Source organism: Rhodococcus xishaensis (assembly GCF_004011825.1).
Classification (GTDB): domain Bacteria; phylum Actinomycetota; class Actinomycetes; order Mycobacteriales; family Mycobacteriaceae; genus Prescottella; species Prescottella xishaensis.
Genome location: NZ_RKLO01000002.1, coordinates 129,468 through 153,665 on the forward strand (window position 1 = coordinate 129,468; position 24,198 = coordinate 153,665).

25 protein-coding genes are annotated in these 24,198 nt (G+C 66.7%); 18 read left to right on the top strand and 7 right to left on the bottom strand.

All coding sequences use genetic code 11. The features are described 5' to 3' along the window. Window positions 1-17 precede the first annotated feature (17 nt). Both EGT50_RS05010 and EGT50_RS05015 read right to left on the bottom strand, forming a co-directional pair. Window positions 18-464 (bottom strand): ferritin-like domain-containing protein, encoded by a 447-nt coding sequence (locus EGT50_RS05010; protein ID WP_127951497.1) that lies wholly within the window; start codon window positions 462-464, stop codon window positions 18-20. After that, window positions 464-958, bottom strand: a complete 495-nt coding sequence (locus EGT50_RS05015) for a hypothetical protein (RefSeq protein ID WP_127951498.1) — start codon at window positions 956-958, stop codon at window positions 464-466. Before EGT50_RS05015 ends, EGT50_RS05010 begins: the two co-directional genes overlap by 1 nt. A gap of 232 nt (window positions 959-1,190) precedes the next feature. Between EGT50_RS05015 and rimP the strand changes: the two genes are divergently transcribed. The 10 genes from rimP (at window position 1,191) to truB (ending at window position 10,847) form a co-directional block, all read left to right on the top strand. Further along, window positions 1,191-1,763: a ribosome maturation factor RimP gene (gene rimP, locus EGT50_RS05020; protein ID WP_127951499.1), complete on the top strand. Its 573-nt coding sequence runs from the start codon at window positions 1,191-1,193 to the stop codon at window positions 1,761-1,763. After that, complete coding sequence (nusA, locus tag EGT50_RS05025; RefSeq protein ID WP_127951500.1) at window positions 1,760-2,791, top strand: transcription termination factor NusA; 1,032 nt, start codon at window positions 1,760-1,762, stop codon at window positions 2,789-2,791. The genes rimP and nusA overlap by 4 nt, the downstream gene beginning before the upstream one ends. Window positions 2,792-2,835: 44 nt before the next feature. Then, the gene (locus EGT50_RS05030) at window positions 2,836-3,171 is read left to right on the top strand and encodes a YlxR family protein (protein WP_127951501.1); all 336 of its coding nucleotides are present in this window, start codon (window positions 2,836-2,838) and stop codon (window positions 3,169-3,171) included. Between the two features lie 206 nt (window positions 3,172-3,377). Beyond that, window positions 3,378-6,236, top strand: coding sequence for a translation initiation factor IF-2 (infB, locus tag EGT50_RS05035; protein ID WP_127951502.1), 2,859 nt, complete (start codon window positions 3,378-3,380; stop codon window positions 6,234-6,236). Between the two features lie 77 nt (window positions 6,237-6,313). After that, window positions 6,314-6,604 (top strand): DUF503 domain-containing protein, encoded by a 291-nt coding sequence (locus EGT50_RS05040; protein WP_127951503.1) that lies wholly within the window; start codon window positions 6,314-6,316, stop codon window positions 6,602-6,604. Window positions 6,605-6,629: 25 nt separating this feature from the next. Continuing rightward, the gene (gene rbfA / locus EGT50_RS05045) at window positions 6,630-7,094 is read left to right on the top strand and encodes a 30S ribosome-binding factor RbfA (RefSeq protein WP_127951504.1); all 465 of its coding nucleotides are present in this window, start codon (window positions 6,630-6,632) and stop codon (window positions 7,092-7,094) included. Between the two features lie 12 nt (window positions 7,095-7,106). Continuing rightward, the gene (locus EGT50_RS05050) at window positions 7,107-8,108 is read left to right on the top strand and encodes a DHH family phosphoesterase (RefSeq protein WP_127951505.1); all 1,002 of its coding nucleotides are present in this window, start codon (window positions 7,107-7,109) and stop codon (window positions 8,106-8,108) included. A gap of 161 nt (window positions 8,109-8,269) precedes the next feature. After that, window positions 8,270-9,193, top strand: a complete 924-nt coding sequence (locus EGT50_RS05055; RefSeq protein ID WP_127951506.1) for a metallophosphoesterase family protein — start codon at window positions 8,270-8,272, stop codon at window positions 9,191-9,193. 30 nt (window positions 9,194-9,223) lie between these two features. Next, window positions 9,224-9,895, top strand: a complete 672-nt coding sequence (gene npt, locus EGT50_RS05060; protein WP_127951507.1) for a 4'-phosphopantetheinyl transferase Npt — start codon at window positions 9,224-9,226, stop codon at window positions 9,893-9,895. 25 nt (window positions 9,896-9,920) lie between these two features. Next, complete coding sequence (truB, locus tag EGT50_RS05065) at window positions 9,921-10,847, top strand: tRNA pseudouridine(55) synthase TruB (protein ID WP_127951508.1); 927 nt, start codon at window positions 9,921-9,923, stop codon at window positions 10,845-10,847. 19 nt (window positions 10,848-10,866) lie between these two features. Here the strand turns inward: truB and EGT50_RS05070 are convergent, their stop codons facing one another. Continuing rightward, the gene (locus EGT50_RS05070) at window positions 10,867-11,277 is read right to left on the bottom strand and encodes a hypothetical protein (protein WP_127951509.1); all 411 of its coding nucleotides are present in this window, start codon (window positions 11,275-11,277) and stop codon (window positions 10,867-10,869) included. A gap of 53 nt (window positions 11,278-11,330) precedes the next feature. Continuing rightward, window positions 11,331-12,047: a metal-dependent transcriptional regulator gene (locus EGT50_RS05075; protein ID WP_127951510.1), complete on the bottom strand. Its 717-nt coding sequence runs from the start codon at window positions 12,045-12,047 to the stop codon at window positions 11,331-11,333. A gap of 95 nt (window positions 12,048-12,142) precedes the next feature. Between EGT50_RS05075 and EGT50_RS05080 the strand changes: the two genes are divergently transcribed. The 4 genes from EGT50_RS05080 to EGT50_RS05095 all read left to right on the top strand — a co-directional run bounded on the left by EGT50_RS05080 (window position 12,143) and on the right by EGT50_RS05095 (window position 17,764). Further along, entirely contained in the window at window positions 12,143-13,114 is a 972-nt protein-coding gene (locus EGT50_RS05080) for a bifunctional riboflavin kinase/FAD synthetase (RefSeq protein WP_127951511.1), read from the top strand. Between the two features lie 245 nt (window positions 13,115-13,359). Beyond that, the gene (rpsO, locus tag EGT50_RS05085) at window positions 13,360-13,629 is read left to right on the top strand and encodes a 30S ribosomal protein S15 (protein WP_127951512.1); all 270 of its coding nucleotides are present in this window, start codon (window positions 13,360-13,362) and stop codon (window positions 13,627-13,629) included. A gap of 331 nt (window positions 13,630-13,960) precedes the next feature. Beyond that, window positions 13,961-16,234 (top strand): polyribonucleotide nucleotidyltransferase, encoded by a 2,274-nt coding sequence (locus EGT50_RS05090; protein ID WP_127951513.1) that lies wholly within the window; start codon window positions 13,961-13,963, stop codon window positions 16,232-16,234. 189 nt (window positions 16,235-16,423) lie between these two features. Continuing rightward, complete coding sequence (locus EGT50_RS05095) at window positions 16,424-17,764, top strand: M16 family metallopeptidase (protein ID WP_127951514.1); 1,341 nt, start codon at window positions 16,424-16,426, stop codon at window positions 17,762-17,764. 19 nt (window positions 17,765-17,783) lie between these two features. Here EGT50_RS05095 and EGT50_RS05100 read toward each other — a convergent pair whose 3' ends face one another. Beyond that, a complete protein-coding gene (locus EGT50_RS05100) occupies window positions 17,784-20,147 on the bottom strand; it encodes an arylsulfatase (protein ID WP_408014613.1) in 2,364 nt (787 codons plus the stop codon). 315 nt (window positions 20,148-20,462) lie between these two features. Here EGT50_RS05100 and EGT50_RS05105 point away from each other — a divergent pair, with 315 nt between their 5' ends. The 4 genes from EGT50_RS05105 (at window position 20,463) to EGT50_RS05120 (ending at window position 23,140) form a co-directional block, all read left to right on the top strand. Continuing rightward, the gene (locus EGT50_RS05105) at window positions 20,463-21,335 is read left to right on the top strand and encodes an SAM-dependent methyltransferase (protein WP_127951515.1); all 873 of its coding nucleotides are present in this window, start codon (window positions 20,463-20,465) and stop codon (window positions 21,333-21,335) included. A 92-nt stretch (window positions 21,336-21,427) separates the two neighbouring features. Continuing rightward, window positions 21,428-22,186 carry a 4-hydroxy-tetrahydrodipicolinate reductase gene (gene dapB / locus EGT50_RS05110; protein WP_127951516.1) on the top strand — a complete coding sequence of 253 codons (759 nt, stop codon included), beginning with the start codon at window positions 21,428-21,430 and terminating at the stop codon, window positions 22,184-22,186. Next, window positions 22,183-22,650, top strand: a complete 468-nt coding sequence (locus EGT50_RS05115; RefSeq protein ID WP_127951517.1) for a hypothetical protein — start codon at window positions 22,183-22,185, stop codon at window positions 22,648-22,650. The genes dapB and EGT50_RS05115 overlap by 4 nt, the downstream gene beginning before the upstream one ends. Window positions 22,651-22,654: 4 nt before the next feature. Further along, window positions 22,655-23,140, top strand: a complete 486-nt coding sequence (locus tag EGT50_RS05120) for a flavodoxin family protein (RefSeq protein ID WP_127951518.1) — start codon at window positions 22,655-22,657, stop codon at window positions 23,138-23,140. Between the two features lie 21 nt (window positions 23,141-23,161). Here the strand turns inward: EGT50_RS05120 and EGT50_RS05125 are convergent, their stop codons facing one another. Both EGT50_RS05125 and EGT50_RS05130 read right to left on the bottom strand, forming a co-directional pair. Then, window positions 23,162-23,596 (bottom strand): SRPBCC family protein, encoded by a 435-nt coding sequence (locus tag EGT50_RS05125; RefSeq protein ID WP_127951519.1) that lies wholly within the window; start codon window positions 23,594-23,596, stop codon window positions 23,162-23,164. An 87-nt stretch (window positions 23,597-23,683) separates the two neighbouring features. Continuing rightward, on the bottom strand, window positions 23,684-24,184 hold the full coding sequence (locus EGT50_RS05130; protein ID WP_127951520.1) for a toxin-antitoxin system HicB family antitoxin: 501 nt from the start codon (window positions 24,182-24,184) through the stop codon (window positions 23,684-23,686). Between the last annotated feature and the right edge of the window lie 14 nt (window positions 24,185-24,198).

The window sequence follows — 24,198 nt, forward strand, 5'->3', positions numbered from 1 at the left end:
CCTGTCCCGGGCAGGGGTCATGGCTGTCCGGGAAACGCGTTGGTCGGCGGCTGATAGCCGAGAATCTTCCTCCAGTTCGCTTCTCGCACGGCAGCTTCCGTGAGGGCTGTGACGCCGACCTCGCGGGTGTGTTCAGACTCGCTGCGCTCGATGACCGATCGCCACGCTGCCGCGGTGTCGGCTTCCACCTGTGCGGCCAGACGAGCCGCGGACGTCGGGTCGGTCACCGGGAACGGCATTGCGTAGCCGGCCTCGGGTGGTGGTACGTCGACGCCCGCGGCTGTGAGCGCGTCGATCGTCGCGTCGCGTCGGGCGCGGTGAGCCGCGGTGTTCGCGGCCACGAGGTCTGCCCGGCGCGGGCTCGCGAAGGCTGCCACCAGTCCGTACGCGAACGTCGCGGCGTACTCGGCGCGCAGCGCGTCGATCAGGGCCTGCTGTTCGGGGTCGGGGTTCGGACTGGTCACTACAGCAGCACCGCCTGCTGCGCCGCGCACGCCGCGCTGATCGAGCCGAGTAGCCCGGCGCGGTACCCGGACTGGGTCCGCGCGAGTCCCGCGGCCTCCTTCTGCGAGTCGGCGAGGTCGGTTCGCAGTTGCTCGATCGTCGGCGGTGACGTCATCGGTGTGGCGTCTGTCGAGGTGGTGGGCGGACCTGGGGTGCCGATCCGGGCGATTTCGGTATCGAGCGCTTGGGCGTGGGCAGCGCGTTCGGCTGCCACCGCGTCGAGCGCGCCGGCACGGTCGGGGAACCGCGCGATCGCGGCGGTCGCGGTCGCCGCGTCCCGCCGTGCACGTTCGGCTTGTGAGGCGAGTGCGGCGATCTCCGCCAGCAGGTCGGACTGTCCGGAGTTCGAGCAGCCGGTCGTCAGCGCCACCGCGGACGCGCCGAGCGCGGCGCTGCCGACGACTCGCAGCGCCGCGCGGCGCGAGAACGGATGGGTCAGCAAGAGCGTTCGCACGCGATCATGGTGCCAGGTGTTCGCCCGATTCCGGGTACCGAGCACGTCGCGTCGGAGCGCCGTCGGCGGCCCGATTGGACCGGCTGGTCACAGCCACGCTGAAACCGCGATACGCTGGAGTCTCCACAGTCCACCCTGTGGCACGTCGAGGCTTGCGTCGATTTGGTTCGTCCGAGCAGGTTCGGTCGCCACACGTAAGCCATGGCCACAACTGAAGCGAGGAGCGTCCCAGATGCCGGTGCCATCGAGGGAGAGGGTGATCGAGCTTCTCGCCGAACCCATCGAGCGTGAGGGCTACGACCTCGAGGACGTGACCATCACACTCACGGGTCGGCACAGTTCCGTCCGAGTCATGGTCGATCGCGACGCCGGCCTCGAACTTGACGAGGTGGCCCGGCTGAGCCACATGATCTCCGACGTATTCGACTCTGTATCGGATTTCGGGGAATCCCCGTACACACTCGAGGTGACGTCGCCGGGGATCGGCCGACCTTTGACGGAGGAACGTCACTGGCGTCGCGCGCGGGGACGCAAGGCGCTGGTAGAGCTCGAGACCGAGTCGGTGACGGGCCGTATCGGCCGACTCGCCGACGGTGCGGTGGACCTGGTCGTGACCGGCGGCCGCGGCCGATCCGGTTTGGCCGTGCGGCAAGTGGAACTGAAGGATGTCAAGAAAGCTGTTGTGCAGGTGGAGTTTTCGCGACCCGATGCGAGAGAGCTCGAACTGGCGGGTGGAATCCCGGAGGGTCGTCTCACACCTGCAGACGCGGACGCGTCGAACGAAGCAGAGGGGTCGGACAAGTGAATATCGACATCGCAGCGCTGCGCGCAATCGAAGCAGACAAGGGAATCTCCGCGGGGACGATCATTGCGGCGATCGAGACGGCCCTGCTGACGGCCTATCGGCACACCGAAGGTCACCAGCCGCATGCGCGGATCGACGTCGACACCAAGACCGGTGTCGTCCGCGTCCTGGCGCACGAGGTCGACGCCGACGGCAACCGCGTCGGTGAGGAGTGGGACGACACGCCAGAGGGATTCGGCCGAATCGCGGCCACGACCGCGCGTCAGGTGATCCTCCAGCGTCTGCGTGATGCCGAACACGAGCGCAACTTCGGCGAGTTCTCCACCCATGAGGGTGAGGTCGTCGGCGGTGTGATCCAGCGTGATACCCGGGCCAACGCGCGCGGCATGGTGGTGGTGCGGATCGGCAGCGAGAGCACCGGTGCGGAGGGGCTGATTCCGCCGGCCGAGCAGGTGCCGGGCGAGACCTACGAGCACGGCGACCGGATCAAGTGCTACGTCGTGGGTGTCTCCCGCGGTGTGCGGGGGCCGCAGATCACTCTCTCGCGTACTCACCCGAATCTCGTGCGCAAGCTTTTTGCTCTCGAAGTACCCGAGATCGAAGACGGCTCGGTCGATATCGTTGCGGTCGCCCGTGAGGCGGGCCATCGCTCGAAAATCGCGGTCTACTCCAAGGTTCCCGGTTTGAACGCGAAAGGCGCGTGCATCGGACCGATGGGCCAGCGCGTGCGCAATGTCATGAGCGAGCTGGCGGGGGAGAAAATCGACATCATCGACTACGACGAGGATCCGGCGAAGTTCGTCGGGAATGCGCTGTCGCCGTCGAAAGTGGTGTCGGTCACTGTCGTGGACGCGGAAGCTCGCGCGGCGCGTGTCGTGGTGCCGGACTTCCAGCTGTCGTTGGCGATCGGCAAGGAGGGGCAAAATGCACGCCTGGCTGCGCGGTTGACGGGGTGGCGGATCGACATCCGTAGCGACGCCGCGCCCGGTCCAGAGTCACAGGTCGGTCGCGAAACGACGGGCGCTTAGGAACGGGATGCGGGGTTCGCGGCGATCCAGCGGTAGAGTGGTCGATGGTTCAGCGTGAACTGTCTGCGTCGACACGTGCCCGCGCCGGCAAGCCGGTGCGGACCTGCATAGGTTGCAGGCAGAAAGGGCTGGCTGCCGACCTGCTCAGGGTTGTGGCGAGGGAGCGCGAGTCCGGTGGATTCGTCCTCACGCCCGATCCGAAGCGAAGGCTCCCCGGGCGAGGTGCGTGGTTGCACCGCGATCCACGGTGTCTGAGCGAGGCTGGTCGGCGCCGAGCATTCGGCAGAGCACTGCGGGTGTCCGGAAGTCTGGATTCCTCGGAACTCGACCAGTGGGTCGACGGAGCCGAGATTTCGACGTCGGTCACCCGAACCCCGTGAGAACGGGACAGTGATCACGCGTGACGCAGTACCACTCGAGACCTCTCGAGTTGCACCACACACTCGGGAACGACGAGCAGTACCTCAGAGAACAGGCACAAGCACTCATGAGCACACCGTGAAGCACCAGCGATGAACGTCCATCGGAGATAACCGAGGTCGTGCGGGCAGTAGTCGCTCGCTCGACCTCTCAGTAGAGGAGAGCAGTGGCAGGCAAGGCCCGCGTACACGAGTTGGCGAAAGAACTCGGTGTCACAAGTAAGGAACTACTCGCGAGGCTCAAGGAGCAGGGCGAGTTCGTGAAGTCGGCGTCCTCGACGGTCGAGGCGCCCGTCGCACGTCGTCTACGGGAGTCGTTCCCGTCCGCGAAAGCAAAGCCCGAAGGCAAGTCTGAGGCTTCCGGAGCTTCGGAGAGCGCCGAGAAGGGGCCGCGTACGGCTGCGAAGCCCAGTGCGCCAGTGTCCGGCGCGGCTGCGCCCAAACCCGGAGCCCCGCGCCCTGGGCCCAAGCCCGGCCCGGCCGCTCCGGCCGCTCCCGCGGCGGCAACCCCTCCGGCTCCGGCCGCTCCCAGCGCCCCGGCAGCTCAGCCCCCGCGCCCGGGGCCCACGCCGGGTCCCAAGCCTGCACCGCAGGCGCCCGCTGCGAACGCTCCCACGCCAGCGGCCCCGCGTCCCAAGCCGGGCGCTCCGCGACCCGGCCCGAAGCCGCCGCGCGTCGGTAACAATCCGTACACGTCGTCGGCTCCGCCCGAGCGTCCCGCTCCGCGTCCGGCGCCGGGAGCGCCGCGTCCCGGTGCGCCGCGTCCCGGTCCGCACGGGGGCGCGCCGCGTCCCGGTGCTCCGCGCCCGGGAGCAGGACCCGACGGCGGTCCGCGGCCGGCTCCCGGGCAGGGTGGGCCCCGGCCCAGCCCCGGCTCGATGCCCCCGCGCCCGAACCCGGGTGCCATGCCACAGCGTGCGGCTCGCCCGGCGCCGGGTTCGGCTCGGCCCGGACGGCCCGGCGCCCCGGGCGGACGTCCCGGTGGTGGCGGCGGCTATCGCGGTGGCGGTGGCGGTGGCGGTGCTCCCGCGGGTGCTCCCGGTGCGGGCGCACCGGGTGGATTCCGCGGTCGTCCCGGTGGTGGCGGCGGCGGGCGCGGCCGTGGTGGTGCCGCCGGTGCGTTCGGTCGTCCCGGTGGTGCGCCTCGTCGTGGTCGCAAGTCGAAGCGACAGAAGCGCCAGGAATACGATTCGATGCAGGCGCCCGCCGTCGGCGGCGTGCGGCTGCCTCGCGGCAACGGCGAGACCATCCGTCTCGCCCGCGGCGCGTCCCTGTCCGACTTCGCGGAGAAGATCGATGCGAACCCGTCGGCACTGGTCCAGGCGCTGTTCAACCTCGGTGAGATGGTCACGGCCACGCAGTCGGTGAATGACGAGACCCTCGAGCTGCTCGGCGGCGAGATGAACTACAACGTTCAGGTCGTCAGCCCGGAGGACGAGGACCGTGAACTCCTGGAGTCGTTCGACCTGACCTACGGTGAGGACGCTGGTAACGAGGAGGACCTCGAGTCGCGTCCGCCGGTGGTGACCGTCATGGGTCACGTCGACCACGGTAAGACCCGGCTGCTCGACACGATCCGCAAGGCCAACGTCCGAGAGGGCGAGGCCGGCGGCATCACGCAGCACATCGGTGCCTACCAGGTGCTGACCGAGCTCGACGGTGCCGAGCGTCTGGTCACCTTCATCGATACCCCCGGTCACGAGGCGTTCACCGCCATGCGTGCCCGCGGCGCCAAGGCGACGGACATCGCGATCCTCGTCGTCGCGGCCGACGACGGTGTCATGCCGCAGACGGTCGAGGCGATCAATCACGCCCAGGCGGCGGAGGTGCCGATCGTGGTCGCGGTCAACAAGATCGACAAGGAAGGTGCTGATCCTTCGAAGATCCGCGGTCAGCTGACCGAATACGGTCTCGTGGCCGAGGAGTACGGCGGCGAGACGATGTTCGTCGACATCTCTGCCAAGCAGGGCACCAACATCGACCATCTGCTCGAGGCGGTCCTGCTGACGGCGGACGCGGCGCTGGACTTGCGGGCCAACCCGGACATGGATGCCCAAGGTGTCGCCATCGAAGCGCACCTCGACCGTGGTCGCGGCCCGGTCGCTACCGTGCTCGTCCAGCGCGGCACCTTGCGGGTCGGTGACTCGATTGTCGCGGGCGATGCTTACGGACGTGTCCGCCGCATGGTCGACGAGCACGGCGAAGATGTCGAGGAGGCGCTGCCTTCACGTCCGGTCCAGGTCGTCGGTTTCACGTCGGTTCCCGGCGCTGGCGACAACCTGCTGGTGGTGGATGAGGACCGGATCGCTCGGCAGATCGCCGACCGGCGCAACGCGCGCAAGCGCAACGCGTTGGCGGCGCGCAGTCGCAAGCGGATCAGCCTCGAAGATCTCGATGCCGCGCTCAAGGAACACAACGAGCTCAACCTCATCCTCAAGGGCGACAACGCCGGTACGGTCGAAGCGCTCGAGGAGGCCCTCATGGGCATCGAGATCGACGACGAGGTGCAGTTGCGTGTGATCGACCGCGGTGTCGGCGGTATCACCGAGACCAACGTGAATCTGGCGTCCGCGTCCAACGCGATCATCATCGGCTTCAACGTCCGCGCCGAGGGCAAGGCGACGGAGCTGGCGAACCGCGAGGGTGTCGACATCCGCTACTACTCGGTCATTTACCAGGCGCTCGACGAGGTGGAGAAGGCCCTCAAGGGCATGCTCAAGCCGGTCTACGAGGAGGTATCTCTCGGCCAGGCAGAGATTCGTGCTCTGTTCCGTTCCTCGAAGGTCGGAAACATCGCCGGTTGCCTCGTGACGTCGGGGATCGTCCGCCGCAACGCGAAGGCCCGTTTGATTCGCGACAACGCGGTGATCGCGGAGACGATGACGATTTCGTCGCTCCGTCGTGAGAAGGATGACGTCACCGAGGTTCGCGAGGGCTACGAGTGCGGTTTGACCGTCACGTACTCCGACATCAAGGTCGGCGACGTGGTCGAGGCCTACGAGCTTCGCGAGAAGCCGCGCGACTAGTCGCACGCACTGCACGCGTCCCTCCCCCTGGCAGGTTCAGCCTCGGGGAGGGACGCTGCTCACCGGAAGGAGAGCTGGTGTATCTCGGGTCGCTCGAGATGGACATCCTGTTCGGCGACGTGCGCTCTCTGAAGGAGAAGCGGTCGCTGGTGCGGCCGGTCTTGACCGAGTTGCGAAGATACGGGGTGTCCGCTGCCGAGACCGGCGAGCACGACCGCTACCGGAGGACCCTGCTCGGCGTCGCGGTAGCAAGTTCGGGGGTGGGACATGTCAACGAGGTGCTCGATCATTGCGAGCGCCATGTCGCGGAGCGACCGGAACTGCAGCTACTTGCGGTTCGACGAAGAATTTTCGGTCCGGAGGATTGACGTCCGGGAGAGGAGACTGATTGCCATGGCGGATCCTGCACGCGCCCGCAGGCTGGCGAAGCGCATCAGCACGATCGTCGCGACGGCGATCGACCACGAGATCAAGGACCCGCGTCTGGCCCTCGTGACCATCACCGACGCGAAGGTCACGGCCGACCTGCACGACGCCACTGTCTACTACACCGTCATGGGTGTGGACCTCGATTCCGAGCCGGATCTGGCCGGCGCCGCCGCGGGCCTCGAGAAGGCCAAGGGGGTGCTCCGCTCGAAGGTCGGCGCCGGGACCGGTGTCCGCTTCACACCGACCCTCACGTTCGTCGCGGACACCGTGCCCGACACGGCGCGACACATGGAGGAATTGCTGGAGCGAGCGCGGGCTGCGGATGACGCGGTGGCGCGCGTCCGGAAGAACGCGAAGCCCGCGGGCGACGCAGACCCGTACAAGCAACCGGGACCTGCGGTCGACGACGAATCCCCTTCCGACGACTGACCGGGGCCGACGATGACTAACTGCCCGGACACCCTGACCTCCACGAGTGCCCCGCACGAGGTGCAGTTGCAGCAGACGGTCGATGTGCTGGACGGCGCTACCTCGGTGACGATCCTGTGCCACGTCCAACCCGATGCCGACACTATCGGTAGCGGCCTTGCTCTCGGAATCGTGTTCGCACGCAAGGGTGTTCCGGTGCAGGTTGCGTTCGCGTCGCCGGACAAGCTTCCGGTGTCGATGGAGGGGCTACCTGGAACGGAACTGCTGGTGCCCGCAGCCGCCGTCGCCGAGAAGGCGGACCTGCTCGTCACCGTTGACTGCGGCAGCGCAGGGCGTCTCGGTTCGCTCGCATCACGTCTCGACGGTGCCCGGCGATCGCTGGTGATCGACCACCACCGGTCGAACACTCGGTACGGCATGCTCAACCTGATCGACGACAGTGCGGAGTCGACGACCGCGGTGCTCGTCAAACTCTTCGATTTGTGGGGTGTGCCGATCGACGCCGACCTGGCGCACTGTCTCTATGCCGGACTGGTAACCGACACGGGATCGTTCCGTTGGGCTCAGGAGGGCACTCACACGCTCGCCGAGCGTCTGCTCAGCACCGGCATCGACGGGGCCGCCATTGCACGCAGTCTGCTCGACACCCACCCATTCGGATGGCTGCCGATGCTGGGTTCGGTGCTCAGTTCCGCGGTGCTCGCCCGGGACGCTGTCGGCGGGCGGGGACTCGTGCACGCCGTGATCCGGTGCTCCGACTGGGCGGGCCTTGGATCCGAGGAGGTCGAGAGCGTCATCGACATCGTGCGCACCACCGTCGAGGCCGAGGTCGCCGCTGTACTGAAGGAGTCCGCTCCAGGCTCGTGGTCCGTGTCGCTGCGATCGAAGGGCTCGGTCGACGTCGCTGCGGTTGCAGAGCGGTTGGGCGGCGGGGGTCATCGTTTCGCGGCAGGCTACACGGCGAGCGGTGCAGACGATTCCGTCATCGCCGCACTACGTGAGGCACTCGGCTGACTTGACCGCGACCACCGGCGATCATGTTCCGGAGGCGACCGATGTGAGCCAACGCCGCATCCTCCGGCCGGCCGGAATCTCGACGGGGCTTACCGTGTTCATGGTTTTGCGGATGATCGTCGGCACGGATCTCCAGATGCGACAGACGAAAGGGTAGGGGTGTGGCAGGCAAGCTGTTCGCGGTGAGCGACACGCACGTCGGACATCGGGGAAACCGACCGATTACCGAGGAGATCTTCCCGGAGTCGGCCGAGGACTGGTTGATCGTCGCGGGCGACGTCTCGGAGAAGACCGACGACATCCGCTGGGCACTGACGTTGCTGAAGAGTCGGTTCGCGAAGGTCGTGTGGGTCCCTGGCAACCATGAACTGTGGACCACGGCGAAGGATCCCGTGCAGATGCACGGCAGGGCGCGATACGACTACCTCGTCGACATGTGCCGTGAGATCGGGGTGCTGACCCCGGAAGACCCGTACCCGGTGTGGGAGGGCGAGGGCGGCCCGGCCACGATCGTGCCGATGTTCCTGCTGTACGACTACACGTTCCTGCCGAACGGTGCCACTGGCAAGGAGGACGGCCTGCGCATCGCGCGGGAGAGGAACGTCGTCGCCACCGACGAGTTCCTGCTGTCGTCGGAGCCGTACGCTACGCGGGACGCGTGGTGTCGCGCCCGCCTCGAACAGACCCGGAAGCGACTCGACGCGCTCGATCCTTCGGTACCGACTGTCCTGATCAATCATTTTCCGCTGGTGCGCCAGCCCACCGAGGTGCTCTACTACCCGGAGTTCGCGCTATGGTGCGGCACCGTCGAGACCGCAGACTGGCACACCCGCTACAACGCCCTGTGTTGCGTGTACGGCCACCTGCACATTCCGCGCACCACCTACTACGACGGGGTGCGCTTCGAGGAGGTCTCGCTCGGCTACCCACGGGAGTGGCAGCGACGCGGCCTTCCCGACAAACTCTTGCGCCAGATCCTTCCGGTACCCGAGTACGCGCCTGGCACTCTCAACAAGTTCGGTGGTCACTTCAAGATCACCGCCGAGCAGGAAGCGGAGTACGAGCGCATGCGCGCTGAGCGTTGACCGTTGCACCGGAGACACAGGGGAGTTGGATTGATCGAGCGGATACTGCCAGCCGGGGTCGCGTCGTCGGAGTTGTTCGACGACCCTCCGGGGCTGCGGCCACACCCGCAGGAGGAGTCCCTGATCGCCCGCGCGGTGGACAAGCGCCGCCGGGAGTTCATCGGAGCCCGTCACTGTGCCCGAGTTGCGATGGCCACCCTCGGGGTCGAGCCGGGCCCGATTCTCCGGGGCGACAAGGGTTCTCCCGTATGGCCGAAGGGAATCGTCGGGAGTCTGACGCATTGCGACGGCTACCGCGGGGCGGTGGTCGGCTATGCGATGCAGGTGCGTTCGGTCGGGATCGATGCCGAGCCGAACGCACCGTTGCCCGACGGAGTTCTCGATGCAGTCAGCCTGCAGGAGGAGCGAGAGTGGCTCGGCAGTGTCGATCCGACGGTGGTGCACTGGGACCGACTGCTGTTCTGCGCCAAGGAGGCGACGTACAAGGCATGGTTCCCGATGACGGGCCGCTGGCTCGGCTTCGAGGACGCGAACATCACGTTCACCGGCGGCACCGAGGGAACCGACCGGACTTCGGGCTCGTTCCGGTCGAAGCTACTGGTCCCCGGCGAGACCACCGACGGTGGCCCGCCCCTCGCGAGTTTCGCCGGCCGCTGGCTCGTCTCGGACGGGCTGATCGTCACCGCTATTTCGGTGAGCTGACCGGCGGCTGGCAGAATTGGACCACGTGCCCAAGTCTGAGAATCCGTCCTCCGGCCTTGTCGGCGCCGGTCTGCTGATCGTCGACAAGGATCCCGGGATGACCAGCCACGACGTGGTCTCCCGGTGCCGGAAGCTGCTGAAGACCCGCAAGGTCGGGCATGCGGGAACCCTCGACCCGATGGCGACCGGGGTGCTGATCCTCGGCGTGGAGCGGGCCACGAAGCTGCTTGGTCTGCTCGCGCTGACCACCAAGTCGTACAGTGCCACGATCCGGCTCGGGCAGGCCACGACGACAGACGACGCCGAGGGCGAGACCCTCTCGACGGCAGACGCGTCCGGGATCACCGGAGCACAGATCGCTGCCGAGATCGCCCGCCTCACCGGCGACATCGAGCAGATCCCGGCGACGGTCAGCGCGATCAAGGTCGACGGCAAGAGGGCGTATGCGATGGCTCGTGCCGGCGAGGACGTGAAACTGGCCGCGCGCCCGGTCACCGTCTCCCGGTTCGAAGTCCTCACGCGAAGCGATGTGCACGGCGTCGGTGAGAAATTCGTGGATCTGGACGTCGAGATCGACTGTTCGTCCGGCACCTACATTCGCGCCCTCGCACGCGACCTCGGCGCGGCCCTCGGTGTCGGCGGTCACCTGACCGCACTGCGGCGCACCGCGGTCGGACCCTTCACGCTCGAGCAGGCTCGCACCCTCGAACAGCTCTCGCACGATCCCGGTGTCAGCCTCGACATCGATCAAGCCGCGCAGACCGCCTTCCCACATCGTCAGATCAATGCCGACGAGGCTGAGTCGCTCAGCCACGGGCGCTGGCTCGAACCGATCGGCATGAAGGGCGTCTATGCGGCGATCGACCCGAATGGGCACACCATCGCGCTCGTCGAGGAAAGCGGCAAGCGAGCGGGCTCGGTGATGGTAGTGCGACCGGCGACGTTGCAGTGAGGGGTGCCCGGGTACTCGGCTAGATCCCGGGAATGAAGCCAGGGTAGACGAAGTGGCTCGGCCCACCGCCGGGTTGGCTGGACCCTATCGACCCCGGGTAATTGCCCGGTAGCTGGACCAACTTGTGGGGGTTGCCCTCGCGGTCGGCCTGCCAGCAATCCAGGAGCACCCCGTGGAAGCTGGTGCACACGATCCGGGTACTCGTCCCGAAGGGCGAGGTCAGCCGGTCTTCGTTGACGAACGGATTCCAGTACTCCAGATCGGTGGGGGTGAGGAAGCCGTCGTAGTCGAACGGTGAGACCGGGCTCGGGTAGGGCGGTGGCGTCGGCCATTCGTCCGCCGTTGCCACCCCAGCACCCGCGATCGACAAGGCGGCTGCTGCGGTGACTGCTGTGGCGAATCCGGCGAAGCGTCGAACGATTGTGCGCATGCGCTAGTACCTCGTCATCGTTGAGGAGCTGAGAAGTGCGGTGCGCACCGAGGTCAGACGAGCCAAATAGCTTGTGCGGCAGGGTTGCCGAGGTCGACGGTATCGGAGGCGGGATCGGCACCGAGCCGGATCGACACGGTGCCGGCGAAGTCGCGCCGCTCGACGACGGTGATCTCGGTGTCCAGCGCAATACCGACCGAGTCGAAGTAACGGAGCATCGCCGGATCGGCGTCGGAGATACGGGCGACCCGACCGGAGTCGCCGTCCTGAAAGTCGCTGAGCTGACGGGCAGGTGGGGTGGGCACGGAGCCGTCGGCCGCCGGAATCGGATCGCCGTGAGGGTCACGCTCGGGGAAGCCCAGCTTGACGTCCATACGGTTGATCATGCGCTCGGAGACCGCGTGCTCGAGCACCTCGGCCTCATCGTGGACCTCGTCCCAGCCGTAGCCGAGCTCGTTGACGAGAAACGTCTCGATCAGTCGGTGCCGACGGACCATGGACACCGCGGCGGCGCGACCGGTTTCCGTGAGCGCGATCGATCCGTAGCGAGCGTGATCGACAAGACCCTGGTCGGACAGCTTGCGGATCGCCTCGGAGACGGTGGATGCCGACACCCCGATCTTCTCGGACAGCAGCTTGGTCGAGACACGTTCACCCGACCACTCCTGGACCGTCCAGATCACCTTGAGGTAGTCCTGTGCCACCGAGGACAGGGTCTGCGGGTGGGATACCTCGCTCGGCGTGTGCGCGTCTGGATTCTGAGTGGCCACGCCTACGAGCTTAGGCAACAGTCCATCGGGATACACGTCAACTCCCTCTGTCCCGGACGTGACCGGTCTCCGCAGTGGCCACTAGGCTGCCACCTGTGCAGAGATGGCGAGGTCTGGACGATGTGCCAGCAGACTGGGGGCGTTGCGTCCTTACGATCGGCGTTTTCGACGGCGTGCACCGAGGACATGCGCAGTTGATTTCACGGGCGGTCGACGCCGCGGAAGAGCGTGGAATGTCCAGTGTCCTGATGACATTCGATCCGCACCCGGCGGAGGTGGTGCGTCCCGGCAGTCACCCCGCACAGTTGACGACCTTGCCGCGGCGTGCCGAGCTGGTCGAGGCGCTGGGCGCCGACGTGTTCTTCGTAATGCCGTTCACGCCCGAGTTCATGAAGCTCTCCCCGGAACGTTACGTACACGAGATCCTGGTTGAGCGCCTCCACGTCGCGGAGGTAGTAGTCGGCGAGAATTTCACCTTCGGACGCAAGGCGGCCGGCGACATCGACGTCTTGCGGGAAATGGGTGCCCGGTTCGGGTTCGCTGTCGACGGCGTCAGCCTGCTCGCCGAGCATGCGGTGACTTTTTCGTCGACATACATCCGCTCGTGTGTGGATGCGGGGGACGTCGCGGCGGCTTCGGAGGCGCTCGGCCGGCCGCATCGCGTCGAGGGTGTCGTAGTGCACGGTGACGGCCGGGGCCGGGGGTTGGGCTTTCCTACTGCGAACATCGTGCCGCCGATGTACGCAGCGATTCCCGCGGACGGTGTGTACGCGACGTGGTTCACCGTGCTGGGCTCCGGCCCGGTGGAGGGCACGGTCGAGCCCGGGCGCCGCTACAAGGCCGCCGTGTCCGTCGGCTCCAACCCGACGTTCTCCGGCCGCGCTCGTACCGTCGAGGCGTTCGTACTCGACCACGAAGCCGACCTGTACGGCCAGCATGTCGCGGTCGACTTCGTCGAGCGGGTGCGGGGCATGGAAAAGTTCGATTCCGTCGACGCGCTCGTCGAGGAAATGGGCCGTGACGCGGAGAAGGCGCGAAAGATCCTCACCGAGGCAGCGCCGAACTGACGACACCGACGCAACGCCGAACTGACGACACCGAGGCAACGCCGAACTGACGACACCGACGCAACGCCGAACTAACGACACCGAGGCAACGCCGGACTGACAGCGCCGGCCTGAACGGTGTGATGCACCTGGTAGCATCGTCGGCTGGTGCGTGCTGCGGTTCGCGGCGGCCGCACCCGTCGGGTCCGGTCGTCACCGGTGACCGATTTCCACGCGCGCGGACGTCAGTAACAGGAGTGCATCAAGTGGCATTGACCACCGAGCAGAAGAAGCAGATCCTCGGCGAGTACGGACTGCACGAGACCGACACCGGTTCGCCGGAGGCGCAGGTGGCTCTGCTCACCAAGCGCATCGTCGATCTCACCGAGCACCTGAAGACGCACAAGCACGACCATCACTCCCGCCGCGGCCTACTGCTGCTGGTCGGACGTCGTCGTCGTCTGCTCAAGTACGTTCAGAAGGTCGACATCAACCGCTACCGCTCGCTGATCCAGCGTCTCGGCTTGCGTCGATAAGGCGGGCGACATACGACAGTCCCGTCGAAGCCGTGGCACGGCGCGTCACTTCGCCGTACCCGGTCACACCCATAGCCAGCGAGGCTTGTATCCAGCATGCATGTGTTGATGCTTAGACTGGCCTCGTTGGCTATCGGTACTTGCACCACCACCACCGCCGCCCCGCGCTCGCAGCCGTGGCGTCGGTCTTCGGTAGTGGCCCTCCGGATGTCGATCCGGCCGGCTTCGATCGACGGCCGCCTCCGCGATGTGATGCGTGCGCAGCCGTGACCAGGACAGTCACGGTGCCCGTGCGGACCGGCAAAGACGAGAGGGAAGAGAAGAAAAGCAGATGACAGACAATTCCGCAATCGAGGTCGAAGAAGGCGTGTTCGAATCCGTCGCCGTCATCGACAACGGAAGCTACGGCACGCGCACCATTCGTTTCGAAACGGGACGTCTCGCGCAGCAGGCCGCCGGCTCCGTGGCCGCATACCTCGATGAAGAGACCATGCTGCTGTCGGCCACCACGGCCAGCAAGCAGCCCAAGGAGCACTTCGACTTCTTCCCGCTGACGGTTGATGTCGAAGAGCGCATGTACGCGGCGGGCCGGATCCCCGGCTCGTTCTTCCGCCGTGAGGGACGCCCCTCGACCGACGCGATCCTCACCTGCCGCCTGATCGACCGTCCGCTGCGTCCGTCGTTCGTCGACGGCCTGCGCAACGAGATTCAGGTTGTCGTGACCGTCCTGAGCCTTGACCCCAAGGATCTGTACGACGTCGTCGCGATCAACGCTGCGTCCGCGTCCACCCAGATCGCGGGCCTGCCATTCTCCGGTCCGGTCGGTGGCGTGCGCGTCGCGCTGATCACGTCGGAGGAGAACGCGAGCGGTCAGTGGGTCGCGTTTCCCACTACCGAGCAGCTCGAGAACGCCGTGTTCGACATGGTTGTCGCCGGCCGCATCGTCTCCGGCTCGGGTGACAGCGCCGACGTCGCGATCATGATGGTCGAGGCCGAGGCCACCGAGAACGTGATCGGCCTGATCGACGGCGGCGCGCAAGCGCCGACCGAGGCGATCGTGGCCGAGGGCCTCGAGGCTGCCAAGCCGTTCATCGCCCGCCTGTGCGAGGCACAGCAGGCGCTGGCCGAGAAGGCCGCCAAGCCGACCGCTGACTACCCGCTGTTCCCGGCCTACCAGGACGATGTCTACGCAGCCGTCGAGAACGCGGCGTCGGCCGCGCTGTCCGAGGCCCTCTCCATCGCGGGCAAGCAGGAGCGCGACGACAAGACCGACGAAGTCAAGGTCGACGTCCTCGAGCAGGTCGGCCCGCAGTTCGAGGGCCGCGAGAAGGAGATCGGCGCGGCATTCCGATCACTGACGAAAAAGCTTGTGCGCCAGCGTATCCTGCGGGACCAGTTCCGCATCGACGGCCGTGGCATCACCGATATCCGGTCGCTGTCGGCCGAGGTCGCCGTGATCCCGCGTGCGCACGGATCCGCCCTGTTCGAGCGCGGCGAGACCCAGATCATGGGTGTCACCACCCTGGACATGGTCAAGATGGCGCAGCAGATCGACTCGCTGGGTCCGGAGACCAGCAAGCGCTACATGCACCACTACAACTTCCCGCCTTACTCGACCGGAGAGACCGGTCGCGTCGGCTCGCCGAAGCGACGTGAGATCGGCCACGGCGCACTCGCCGAGCGCGCTCTCGTGCCGGTTCTCCCGAGCCAGGAGGAGTTCCCGTACGCGATCCGCCAGGTTTCGGAGGCGTTGGGTTCCAACGGTTCCACCTCGATGGGTTCGGTGTGCGCCTCGACCCTGTCGCTGCTGAACGCCGGTGTTCCGCTCAAGGCTCCGGTCGCCGGAATCGCGATGGGCCTGGTCTCCGACGAGGTCGACGGCGAGACCCGCTACGTTGCTCTCACGGACATCCTCGGCGCCGAGGACGCCTTCGGCGACATGGACTTCAAGGTCGCCGGCACCAAGGACTTCGTCACGGCCCTGCAGCTCGACACCAAGCTCGACGGTATCCCGTCGCAGGTCCTCGCCGGCGCGCTGAGCCAGGCGCACGACGCCCGCACCACGATCCTCGAGGTCATGGCCGAAGCGATCGCTACTCCGGACGAGATGAGCCCGTACGCGCCGCGGATCACGACCATCAAGGTCCCCGTGGACAAGATCGGCGAGGTCATCGGGCCCAAGGGCAAGATGATCAATTCGATCACCGAGGAGACGGGCGCCAACATCTCCATCGAGGACGACGGCACCGTCTACGTCGGTGCCGCCGACGGCCCGTCCGCGCAGGCCGCGATCGACAAGATCAACGCCATCGCCAACCCGCAGCTGCCCAAGGTGGGCGAGCGTTTCCTCGGGACGGTCGTCAAGACCACCGCCTTCGGTGCGTTCGTCTCGCTGCTCCCGGGCCGCGACGGACTGGTACACATCTCCAAGCTGGGCAACGGCAAGCGCATCGCGAAGGTTGAGGACGTCGTCAACGTCGGCACCAAGATCCGCGTCGAGATCGCCGACATCGACAACCGCGGCAAGATCTCGCTGATCCCGGTGGAGGAGGACGCGGCCGAGGCTTCGGACGTTTCCGGTAGCTCGGGGCCCGCAGCCGAGTAGCCCCGCGCAGCGGCATGTGACCCCGGCCCTGCGCGGTTCGTCCGCGTGGGGCCGGAGTCCTGTCTCCGGTGTATCGTTGTTCGACGTTCATCACTCCTCCAGGGTTCATCCGGGACGAAGCTGGGGCATCTCCGGCCGCGAGACTTCCGGACGTGACACTTCCGGACGCAAGGAAACACGCACCGCCACATGGCTCAATCCCTCCGCGACAAGCCCCAACGCGGCTCCGCACTCGATAACCACCTGCGCACCGGTGTCCAGCGCACGACACTTCCTGGTGGTCTCCGCGTCGTGACCGAACACCTGCCCGGTGTGCGCTCGGCATCGGTCGGCATCTGGGTGGGGGTCGGCTCCCGCGACGAGCAGCCCACAGTCGCCGGTGCCGCGCACTTCCTCGAGCACCTGCTGTTCAAGTCCACCCCGACGCGGTCGGCCGTCGACATCGCGCAGATGATGGACGGCGTCGGCGGCGAGCTCAACGCCTTCACCGCGAAGGAACACACGTGCTTCTACGCGCATGTGCTCGACGACGACCTACCGCTCGCGATGGATCTGATCGGCGACGTGGTGCTGCGGGGGCGGTGCCGCTCCGTCGACGTCGACGTCGAACGGCAGGTGGTGCTCGAGGAGATCTCGATGCGCGACGACGACCCGGAGGACCTGCTCGGCGACACGTTCTCGACCGCGCTCTTCGGTGACCATCCGGTCGGACGACCGGTGATCGGCAGCGCCCATTCGATCGAGTCGATGACCCGGACCCAGCTGCACTCGTTCCACGTGCGGCGCTATACACCCGATCGCATGGTGGTCGCGGTCGCCGGCAACGTCGAACACGAGCACACGGTGGAACTGGTGCGACGGGTGTTCGCCGGACACCTCGACCGGGATGCGCCGTCCGCACCCCGGCGGGAGGGTGCGATCCGATTGCGAACGGCGCCGACGTTGAGCCTGACGAAGCGGGACGTCGAGCAGGCCCACCTGACAATGGGAGTTCGAGCCTTCGGTCGCCACGAGGGGCACCGCTGGCCGCTGTCGGTTCTCAACGTCGCGGTGGGTGGCGGCCTGAGTTCCCGTCTGTTCCAAGAGATCCGGGAGGAACGCGGGCTGGCGTACTCGGTCTACTCGGGTGTGGACACATTCGCCGACACGGGTGCGTTCTTCGTGTATGCCGGGTGCCAGCCGGAGAACCTCGGCGACGTCACGACTTTGATTCGCGAGGTCCTTGCTAGCGTCGCTTCCAACGGGATCACCGATGCCGAATGCGCCCGTGCGAAAGGGTCGTTGCGCGGGTCGCTCGTGCTGGGGCTCGAGGACTCGGGGTCGCGGATGAATCGGATCGGCCGTAGCGAACTGAACTACGGTAATCACCAATCGGTTTCGGAGACCCTGGCTCGGATCGACGAGGTCACGACCGACGACGTGCGGGAGGTCGCCCGGGTGCTACTGCAACGGCCGTTCGGGGCCTCAGTGGTGGGACCGTACCGGGGTATGCGGGATCTGCCCGCTTCGGTTCGGGGGATCGTTCCCTAGCGACCGCTGCCGCGGGACGTCATTGCCGGTACATCGCGACCCGGACGACGTCTGTGGGATCGACCAGATGGCCGTGGTCGTCGTCGCCGACATCGATCCGTACCCAGTGGATCTGGCCGTTGAATGCGTTGTCGCCGCGCGGATAGTCCGGGGTGACGGTCGACTGGCTATCGCGCCCGACGTCGGTGTACTCGTAGCCGAACCCGAGCGGTTCGGTCCGCTCGATCCTGCCCGAGCCCACCGCCGCGCCGTCGACGAGCAGGGTCACGTCACCGCCCTTGCCCAGGCCGCCACCGTCGTAGTCGAACTCGACCCGCAGCTGCCGGGCTCCGGGTGGTACCGGCTGGTCGCCGCGAATGTGCGTGCGGTCAATACCGAAGAGGTTGTAGCAGAACGTGACCCGACCTTCCTTCAGGTAGAAGGCCCAGCCCCCGGCGTGCCCGCCGAGGCTGAGGATCACCCCGCTGGCCCCGGCGGTCAGATCGCTGGGGATGTCGACCTGTGCGGTCAGTGACCAGGATCGGTTGCGCCAGTTCACGATGTGCATCTCGAGCAGCCCGCCCATACCGGGTAGCAGGACCTGCCGGTTGCCGGGAACCAGGCGGGGCTTGCCGGAGATCCCCGGCAGGACTCGCTCGAACACCCGGTCGTCGAGCGGGAGGACGTTGTTGCGGGCCGCCTCGATCAGGAACAGCCGCTGGAGTTCGTGCAGCCGGTCGGGGTGTTCCTTCGACAGGTCGTCGGACTGAGTCCAGTCGGATGTGCAGTCGTACAACTCCCACACGTCGTCGTCGAACGCGACACCGGCGGCGCCGACGGTCTGCCACGGTGTCCGGTGCTTGGTAACCGCGCACCACCCCTTGTGGTAGATCCCGCGGTTGCCGAACATCTCGAAGTACTGGGTGACGTGGCGGTCGGGTGCGTCGGCACCGTCGAATGTGTAGCTCATGTCGACGCCGTCGAACGGGTCCTGCCGCACACCCTTGACCGTCGTCGGTGCAGGTATGTGCGCCGCCATGAGCACGGTGGGAACGATGTCGATGACGTGGTGGAACTGGTGCCGTAGCTCGCCACGAGCGGTGAACCCGTGCGGCCAGTGGACAATCGTCCCGTTGCGGGTTCCGCCCCAATGGGACGCAATCTGTTTGGTCCATTGGTAGGGAGTGTCCATCGCATGCGCCCACCCGACCGCGTAGTGCGGCGACGACTCGGGTCCGCCGAGCTTGTCGAGCTGGCTGGCCAAGAATTCCGGAGTCTCGATCTCGGGCATGCCGTTGAGATTGATCAACTCATTGAACGTACCCTGCAGCGTTCCCTCCGCCGAGGCGCCGTTGTCACCGATGATGTAGTAGACGAGAGTGTCGTCCAATGCTCCGAGTTCCGCGACGGCGTCGACCACCCTGCCGACCTGATGGTCAGTGTGCGCGAGGAACCCCGCGTAGTTCTCCATTTGTCGACGCAGGACGGGCAGCAGTGCCTCATCCATATCCTCCCAGGCCGGAATGGCCTCGTGCCGTCGGGTGAGTTCGGCATCCTCCGGAATCACTCCGAGTTGCTTCTGCCGCTCGAATATCCTCTCCCGCAGGGCGTCCCACCCGTCGTCGAAGAGACCCCGGTACCTGTCGGCCCACTCCCTCGGTACGTGGTGCGGCGCATGTGTGGCACCCGGCGCGAAGTACAGGAAGAACGGCTTGTCGGGCGTGAGTGCCTTCTGCTGTCGCACCCACGCGATCGCCCTGTCGGCCAGGTCCTCGGTGAGGTGATAGCCCTCCTCCGGAGTGCCCCACGGTTCGACGCGACGGGTGCCCTCGTGCAGCGTCGGATACCACTGATCGGTCTCTCCGCCGACGAAGCCGTAGAAATACTCGAAGCCGTTGCCGGGCGCGGGCCAGTTGTCGAAGGGGCCCACCGGACTGGTCTGCCAGATCGGGACCTCATGACACTTCCCGACGTGTGCGGTCGCGTAGCCGTTGAGGGTGAGGATCTCGGCCAGCGGCGAGCACGTGTCGGGGCGCACCGAGGTGTACCCGGGCGACGAGGTAGCCAGCTCGGTGATGCCGCCCATGCCTACACGATGATGGTTGCGCCCGGTCAACAGCGCCGCCCGGGTGGGGGAGCACAGCGCGGTGGTGTGGAACCGGGTGTACTTCAGGCCACCGCCGGCCAGTCGTTCCGCCGCCGGTGTCTCGACGGGGCCGCCGAACGCGCTCGACGCGCCGAAGCCGACGTCGTCGAGCAGGACGATGAGGATGTTGGGGGCGCCTGCGGGCGGACGCAGCGGACGGATCGGAGGATACGTCGCGTCGGGGTCCTTGGCGTCGTACAGGATCGTGCCGGAATAAACGTCGGGTGGTATCGGCAGGATCTGCCTCCCGGTGTCGATGCGGTACCTCTCGCCTTCCGAGCCCATCGGGACATCCATGGCGGACGACCTCCCTCGAGACGTGCGTACCAGTCGCGCCCGGCGTGAGCGAGTGCGCATCTGGCTTGACGGTACGTTCCGGCCGCTGTTCTTCGCAGCGGAATCTCAGCCGCGCCTTGATCGGTGCAGGAGTAGCCTGGAACGTACGGTCGGGCTTGTGAAACGGCAGGTCCCGAGCCGGGTAAGGCTGCTGAGGCGGTGTCGAGAACTGTTGGCCGGTAACCGTTTAGCGGCACCCATTATCTCCTGGACAGTCGCAACCGAACGAGGTGCGAAATGAACGAACTGGCGGAATGGGACATCGTGACCGGGGTCGGGATCACAGCGCTCGCAGTGGCCGCAGGCAGGGCGATCGAGACCGACCGTGATGACGGACTGGTCTCGGATCCATATGCGGAAGCGTTCGTGGAGGCCGCGGCACCGCCGAGGCCGATGCCGACCCGACTCGAGGCCGTCGACGAAATCGAGATGTCATGGGGTTGGCTGGCTGACTACATCGGTGTGAGATCCCGGTACTTCGATGACTACTTCGCCGAAGCGAGTCGGGCCGGGATCGACCAGATAGTGCTGCTCGCCGCGGGTCTCGACGTGCGCGCGTACCGGCTGGACTGGCCGACGGGGACGACCGTCTACGAACTCGACGCACCTAAGGTCTTGGCGTTCAAGGACGACGTGCTGGCCGTCGAGAAGGCCGGGCTCCGTGCGGATCGTCGGGCGTTGGCAGTGGACCTTCGCGAGGACTGGGCGGTTCCGCTGCAGAACAAGGGCTTCGATCGTTCGAGGCCTTCCGCGTGGCTGGCAGAGGGGTTGCTTCCTTTCCTCCCGAACGCCGCGAAGGAGCGACTGGTCCGGTTCGTGACGGACCTGTCTGCACCGGGCAGTCGCCTCGAGATCGAGCATGTCGACGACGTCCAGGCCATGTTGCAGGAGGATCAGTTCCAGCAGCTGAGTGAGCGTTTCGGCATCGACATGGCGGCTCTGTGGCCCGAGGAGGACGACTTCCACCCAGCTGAATGGCTGACGGACCACGGCTGGGACGTCGAGATCGCCCACTCGAGGGAGGTGGCCGAGCGATTTGGGCGCACTCTCCAGAACCCAAGCGGTGACCCGTCGCGGTCGAGTGTGTTCATTACCGCCGTCCGCCAGTGACGCCGACCGTCGGATACGGGCGGTCGAGTTACGCACCGTAGGCTTACGTCGAGAACTGGCAGGGATGCAGGGATTTCGGACGGAGCAGGTACGTGACTTCAGCAGCACCCATCAGGGTCGGTGTTCTGGGCGCGAAGGGCAAGGTCGGTCGCGCGATGTGCGAGGCCGTCGAGAAGGCTGACGACCTCGAACTGGTGGTCGGCGTCGACCAAGACGATCGGATCGAGGACTTCGTCGACGAGCGGACACAGGTCGTCATCGACTTCACTCACCCCGACGTGGTGATGGACAACCTCCACTTCCTGATCTCACATGGCATCCATGCCGTCGTGGGGACCACCGGGTTCGACGACGCCCGACTCGCGCAGGTGCAGTCCTGGCTGGATGCGAACCCGGGTGTCGGCGTGTTGATCGCGCCGAACTTCGCGATCGGAGCCGTGCTGTCCATGCGTTTCGCGGCGGCCGCGGCCCGCTTCTTCGATTCGGTCGAGGTCATCGAGTTGCACCACCCCAACAAGGCCGACGCGCCGTCGGGCACCGCGTACCGGACCGCGGCGCTCATCGCCGAGGCACGGGAGAAGGCCGGTCGCGGACCGAGTCCCGACGCGACGACCACCGAACTCGAGGGCGCGCGTGGTGCGGACGTGAGCGGGGTACGGGTGCACTCGGTGCGACTGGCCGGCCTCGTTGCACATCAGGAGGTGCTCCTGGGTACACAGGGCGAGACACTGACCATCCGGCACGACTCGATCGACCGGAACTCGTTCGCCCCCGGCGTCCTGCTCGGCGTGCGTGAGATCGCTCAGCGCCCGGGGCTGACCGTCGGGATCGACCCCTTGCTGGACCTGTGAAGAACCCGTCCACCCGCGTCGTCGCCACGATCGCGGCGCTCGTCGCCGTTCTCGCGTTCTACTTCGTGCTCCTCGGCCAGCGGGGCGTCTCGCTGATCCAGGACGGCCGGGCCGTTCCGGTCGGGCTCGGCCTCGCGGTCCTGGTGCTGCCGTTGCTCGGTGTGTGGATGGTCGTGGCGACCATCAGGTCCGGCCTGGCGCACCAGCACCTCGCCCGCCGGATCCATTACGAGGGGCTCGAGCTGGACGTCTCGGACCTGCCGCGCCGGCCCTCGGGCCGTATCGATCGCGATGCTGCCGATGCGCTATTCGCGCAGGTCAAGCAGGAGTGGGAGGAAGATCCCGACAACTGGCGCAATTCCTATCGGCTGGCAAGAGCCTATGACTACGCTGGTGACCGCGGCAGGGCCCGCGAGACGATGCGGCGCGCCGTTGCGCTCGAGAAGCTGGAGCGGGAGGGCTGATCGAATGGTCGACGAGTCGCCGGAGAAGACCGAGAAGACGCTTCTGGTGGTCCACCACACGTCGTCTCCGGCGACCCGCGAACTGCTCGAAGCGGTACTGGCGGGCGCACGAGATCCCGAGATCACTGGCGTCGTAGTGCGTTCCGTGCCCGCATTGCACGCGACGCCGGTCGATGTGCTGAGCGCTGACGGCTACATCTTCGGGACGTCCGCGAACTTCGGGTACATGTCCGGGGCGCTCAAGCACTTCTTCGACACCGTCTACTATCCGTGCCTCGATGCCGTTGCCGGTAGGCCGTACGGATTGTGGGTGCACGGCAACAACGACACCGCGGGCGCGGCGAAGTCGGTCCAGAAGATCACGGTCGGATTGGAGCTGGCGCAGTCGGCGCAGATAGTCGAGGTCATCGGCCCGATCGATGCGGCGGACCGAGAGAGCTGCTACGAGCTCGGAGCCACGATCGCCGTCACCGTCGCCGGCGACCTCTGACGAGGGGCAAGTATCGAGCGGCTACTTGCCGTCGACGAACTTGGTCAACCCCTGGCTGGCGGTGTCGAGCGCCATGTTCCGCGCCTTCTTCAGCATGAAGCCTGGCAGCGGGATCTTCGGGTCGATGGTCAGTTCGAACTTGACGAGCGTGCCGTCGCCCTTGGGGGTGAGGGTGTACGAGCCTTGCTGGCTGTTCTGCTGTGTGCTCTCGACCAGCGTCCACGACATGTGGGTGTCGCCGTCCCACGTGTAGTCGACGACCTGTTCGTCGTTGATCCCCAGGACCGACACATTCATCCGGACGCGATTCGCGCGACCGTCCGGATGGGCGCTCTCGACGACGACTTTCTTGTGAGCCGACGACCATTCGGGAAGGCGGTCCACGGCGGCGATGGCCGCCATGACATCGGCCGGCGCGGCCTTTACCTCGAACTCCTTTGCCCCGGAAACTGCCATTTCCACTCCTCTGCCTGGCGAACGTCGGTGAAGATGCAATTAGAACACTTCAGGCGTGCGGGTTCCGGCAGGTGAACGGAAGGGGCATCAGGAGTCGTCGGGGTCGGGACGGTCGCGGCGCAACTCATCGTGCAGGGCGCCCTGAACCGCCTGCGAGACCCACGAGTTGAGCGACATCCCGTCGCGCAGGGCGGCCTCCTCGGCGCGTGCCTTGATCTGGTCGACCAGTCGCAACGTCACGCGACTGATGTCGCCGGTGACGTCTTCGAGCGTGCGGTAGGGGTCTCTGCCGTCGTTCGAGGTCGACGCGGTGTGCGAGTTCGACGGAGACTCGTCGGAAGAGGCTGGGCGCCGGGTCGTCTCGACGCTGACCTCGGTGTCGTCGAACCGCACGTGCAGGGTGCGGTCGCCCAGTTCCTCGGATGCCTCGCGGGCCAGGTCGGACAGCGCCGACACCAGCATGAGCTGTGCCGACCGCTCGACCGCACCCCCGAGGGCTTCGGCGATGCGCTGGGTGTCCGGGTCACCGAGGGCTGCTGCGGCCGCGATGTCGTCGCGCAATCTGGTGGTGTACTCCGTGAGATCCATGACGTCAGTGTGAC

Bases quoted from the DNA above. Each gene is read 5' to 3' on its own strand.
- EGT50_RS05070 (WP_127951509.1), bottom strand. From the start codon at position 11,277: ATGCGCACAATCGTTCGACGCTTCGCCGGATTCGCCACAGCAGTCACC.
- rimP (WP_127951499.1), top strand. From the start codon at position 1,191: ATGCCGGTGCCATCGAGGGAGAGGGTGATCGAGCTTCTCGCCGAACCC.
- rbfA (WP_127951504.1), top strand. From the start codon at position 6,630: ATGGCGGATCCTGCACGCGCCCGCAGGCTGGCGAAGCGCATCAGCACG.
- EGT50_RS05125 (WP_127951519.1), bottom strand. From the start codon at position 23,596: ATGGCAGTTTCCGGGGCAAAGGAGTTCGAGGTAAAGGCCGCGCCGGCC.
- EGT50_RS05130 (WP_127951520.1), bottom strand. From the start codon at position 24,184: ATGGATCTCACGGAGTACACCACCAGATTGCGCGACGACATCGCGGCC.
- EGT50_RS05030 (WP_127951501.1), top strand. From the start codon at position 2,836: ATGGTTCAGCGTGAACTGTCTGCGTCGACACGTGCCCGCGCCGGCAAG.
- EGT50_RS05120 (WP_127951518.1), top strand. From the start codon at position 22,655: ATGGTCGACGAGTCGCCGGAGAAGACCGAGAAGACGCTTCTGGTGGTC.
- EGT50_RS05090 (WP_127951513.1), top strand. From the start codon at position 13,961: ATGACAGACAATTCCGCAATCGAGGTCGAAGAAGGCGTGTTCGAATCC.
- EGT50_RS05105 (WP_127951515.1), top strand. From the start codon at position 20,463: ATGAACGAACTGGCGGAATGGGACATCGTGACCGGGGTCGGGATCACA.
- EGT50_RS05095 (WP_127951514.1), top strand. From the start codon at position 16,424: ATGGCTCAATCCCTCCGCGACAAGCCCCAACGCGGCTCCGCACTCGAT.
- EGT50_RS05050 (WP_127951505.1), top strand. From the start codon at position 7,107: ATGACTAACTGCCCGGACACCCTGACCTCCACGAGTGCCCCGCACGAG.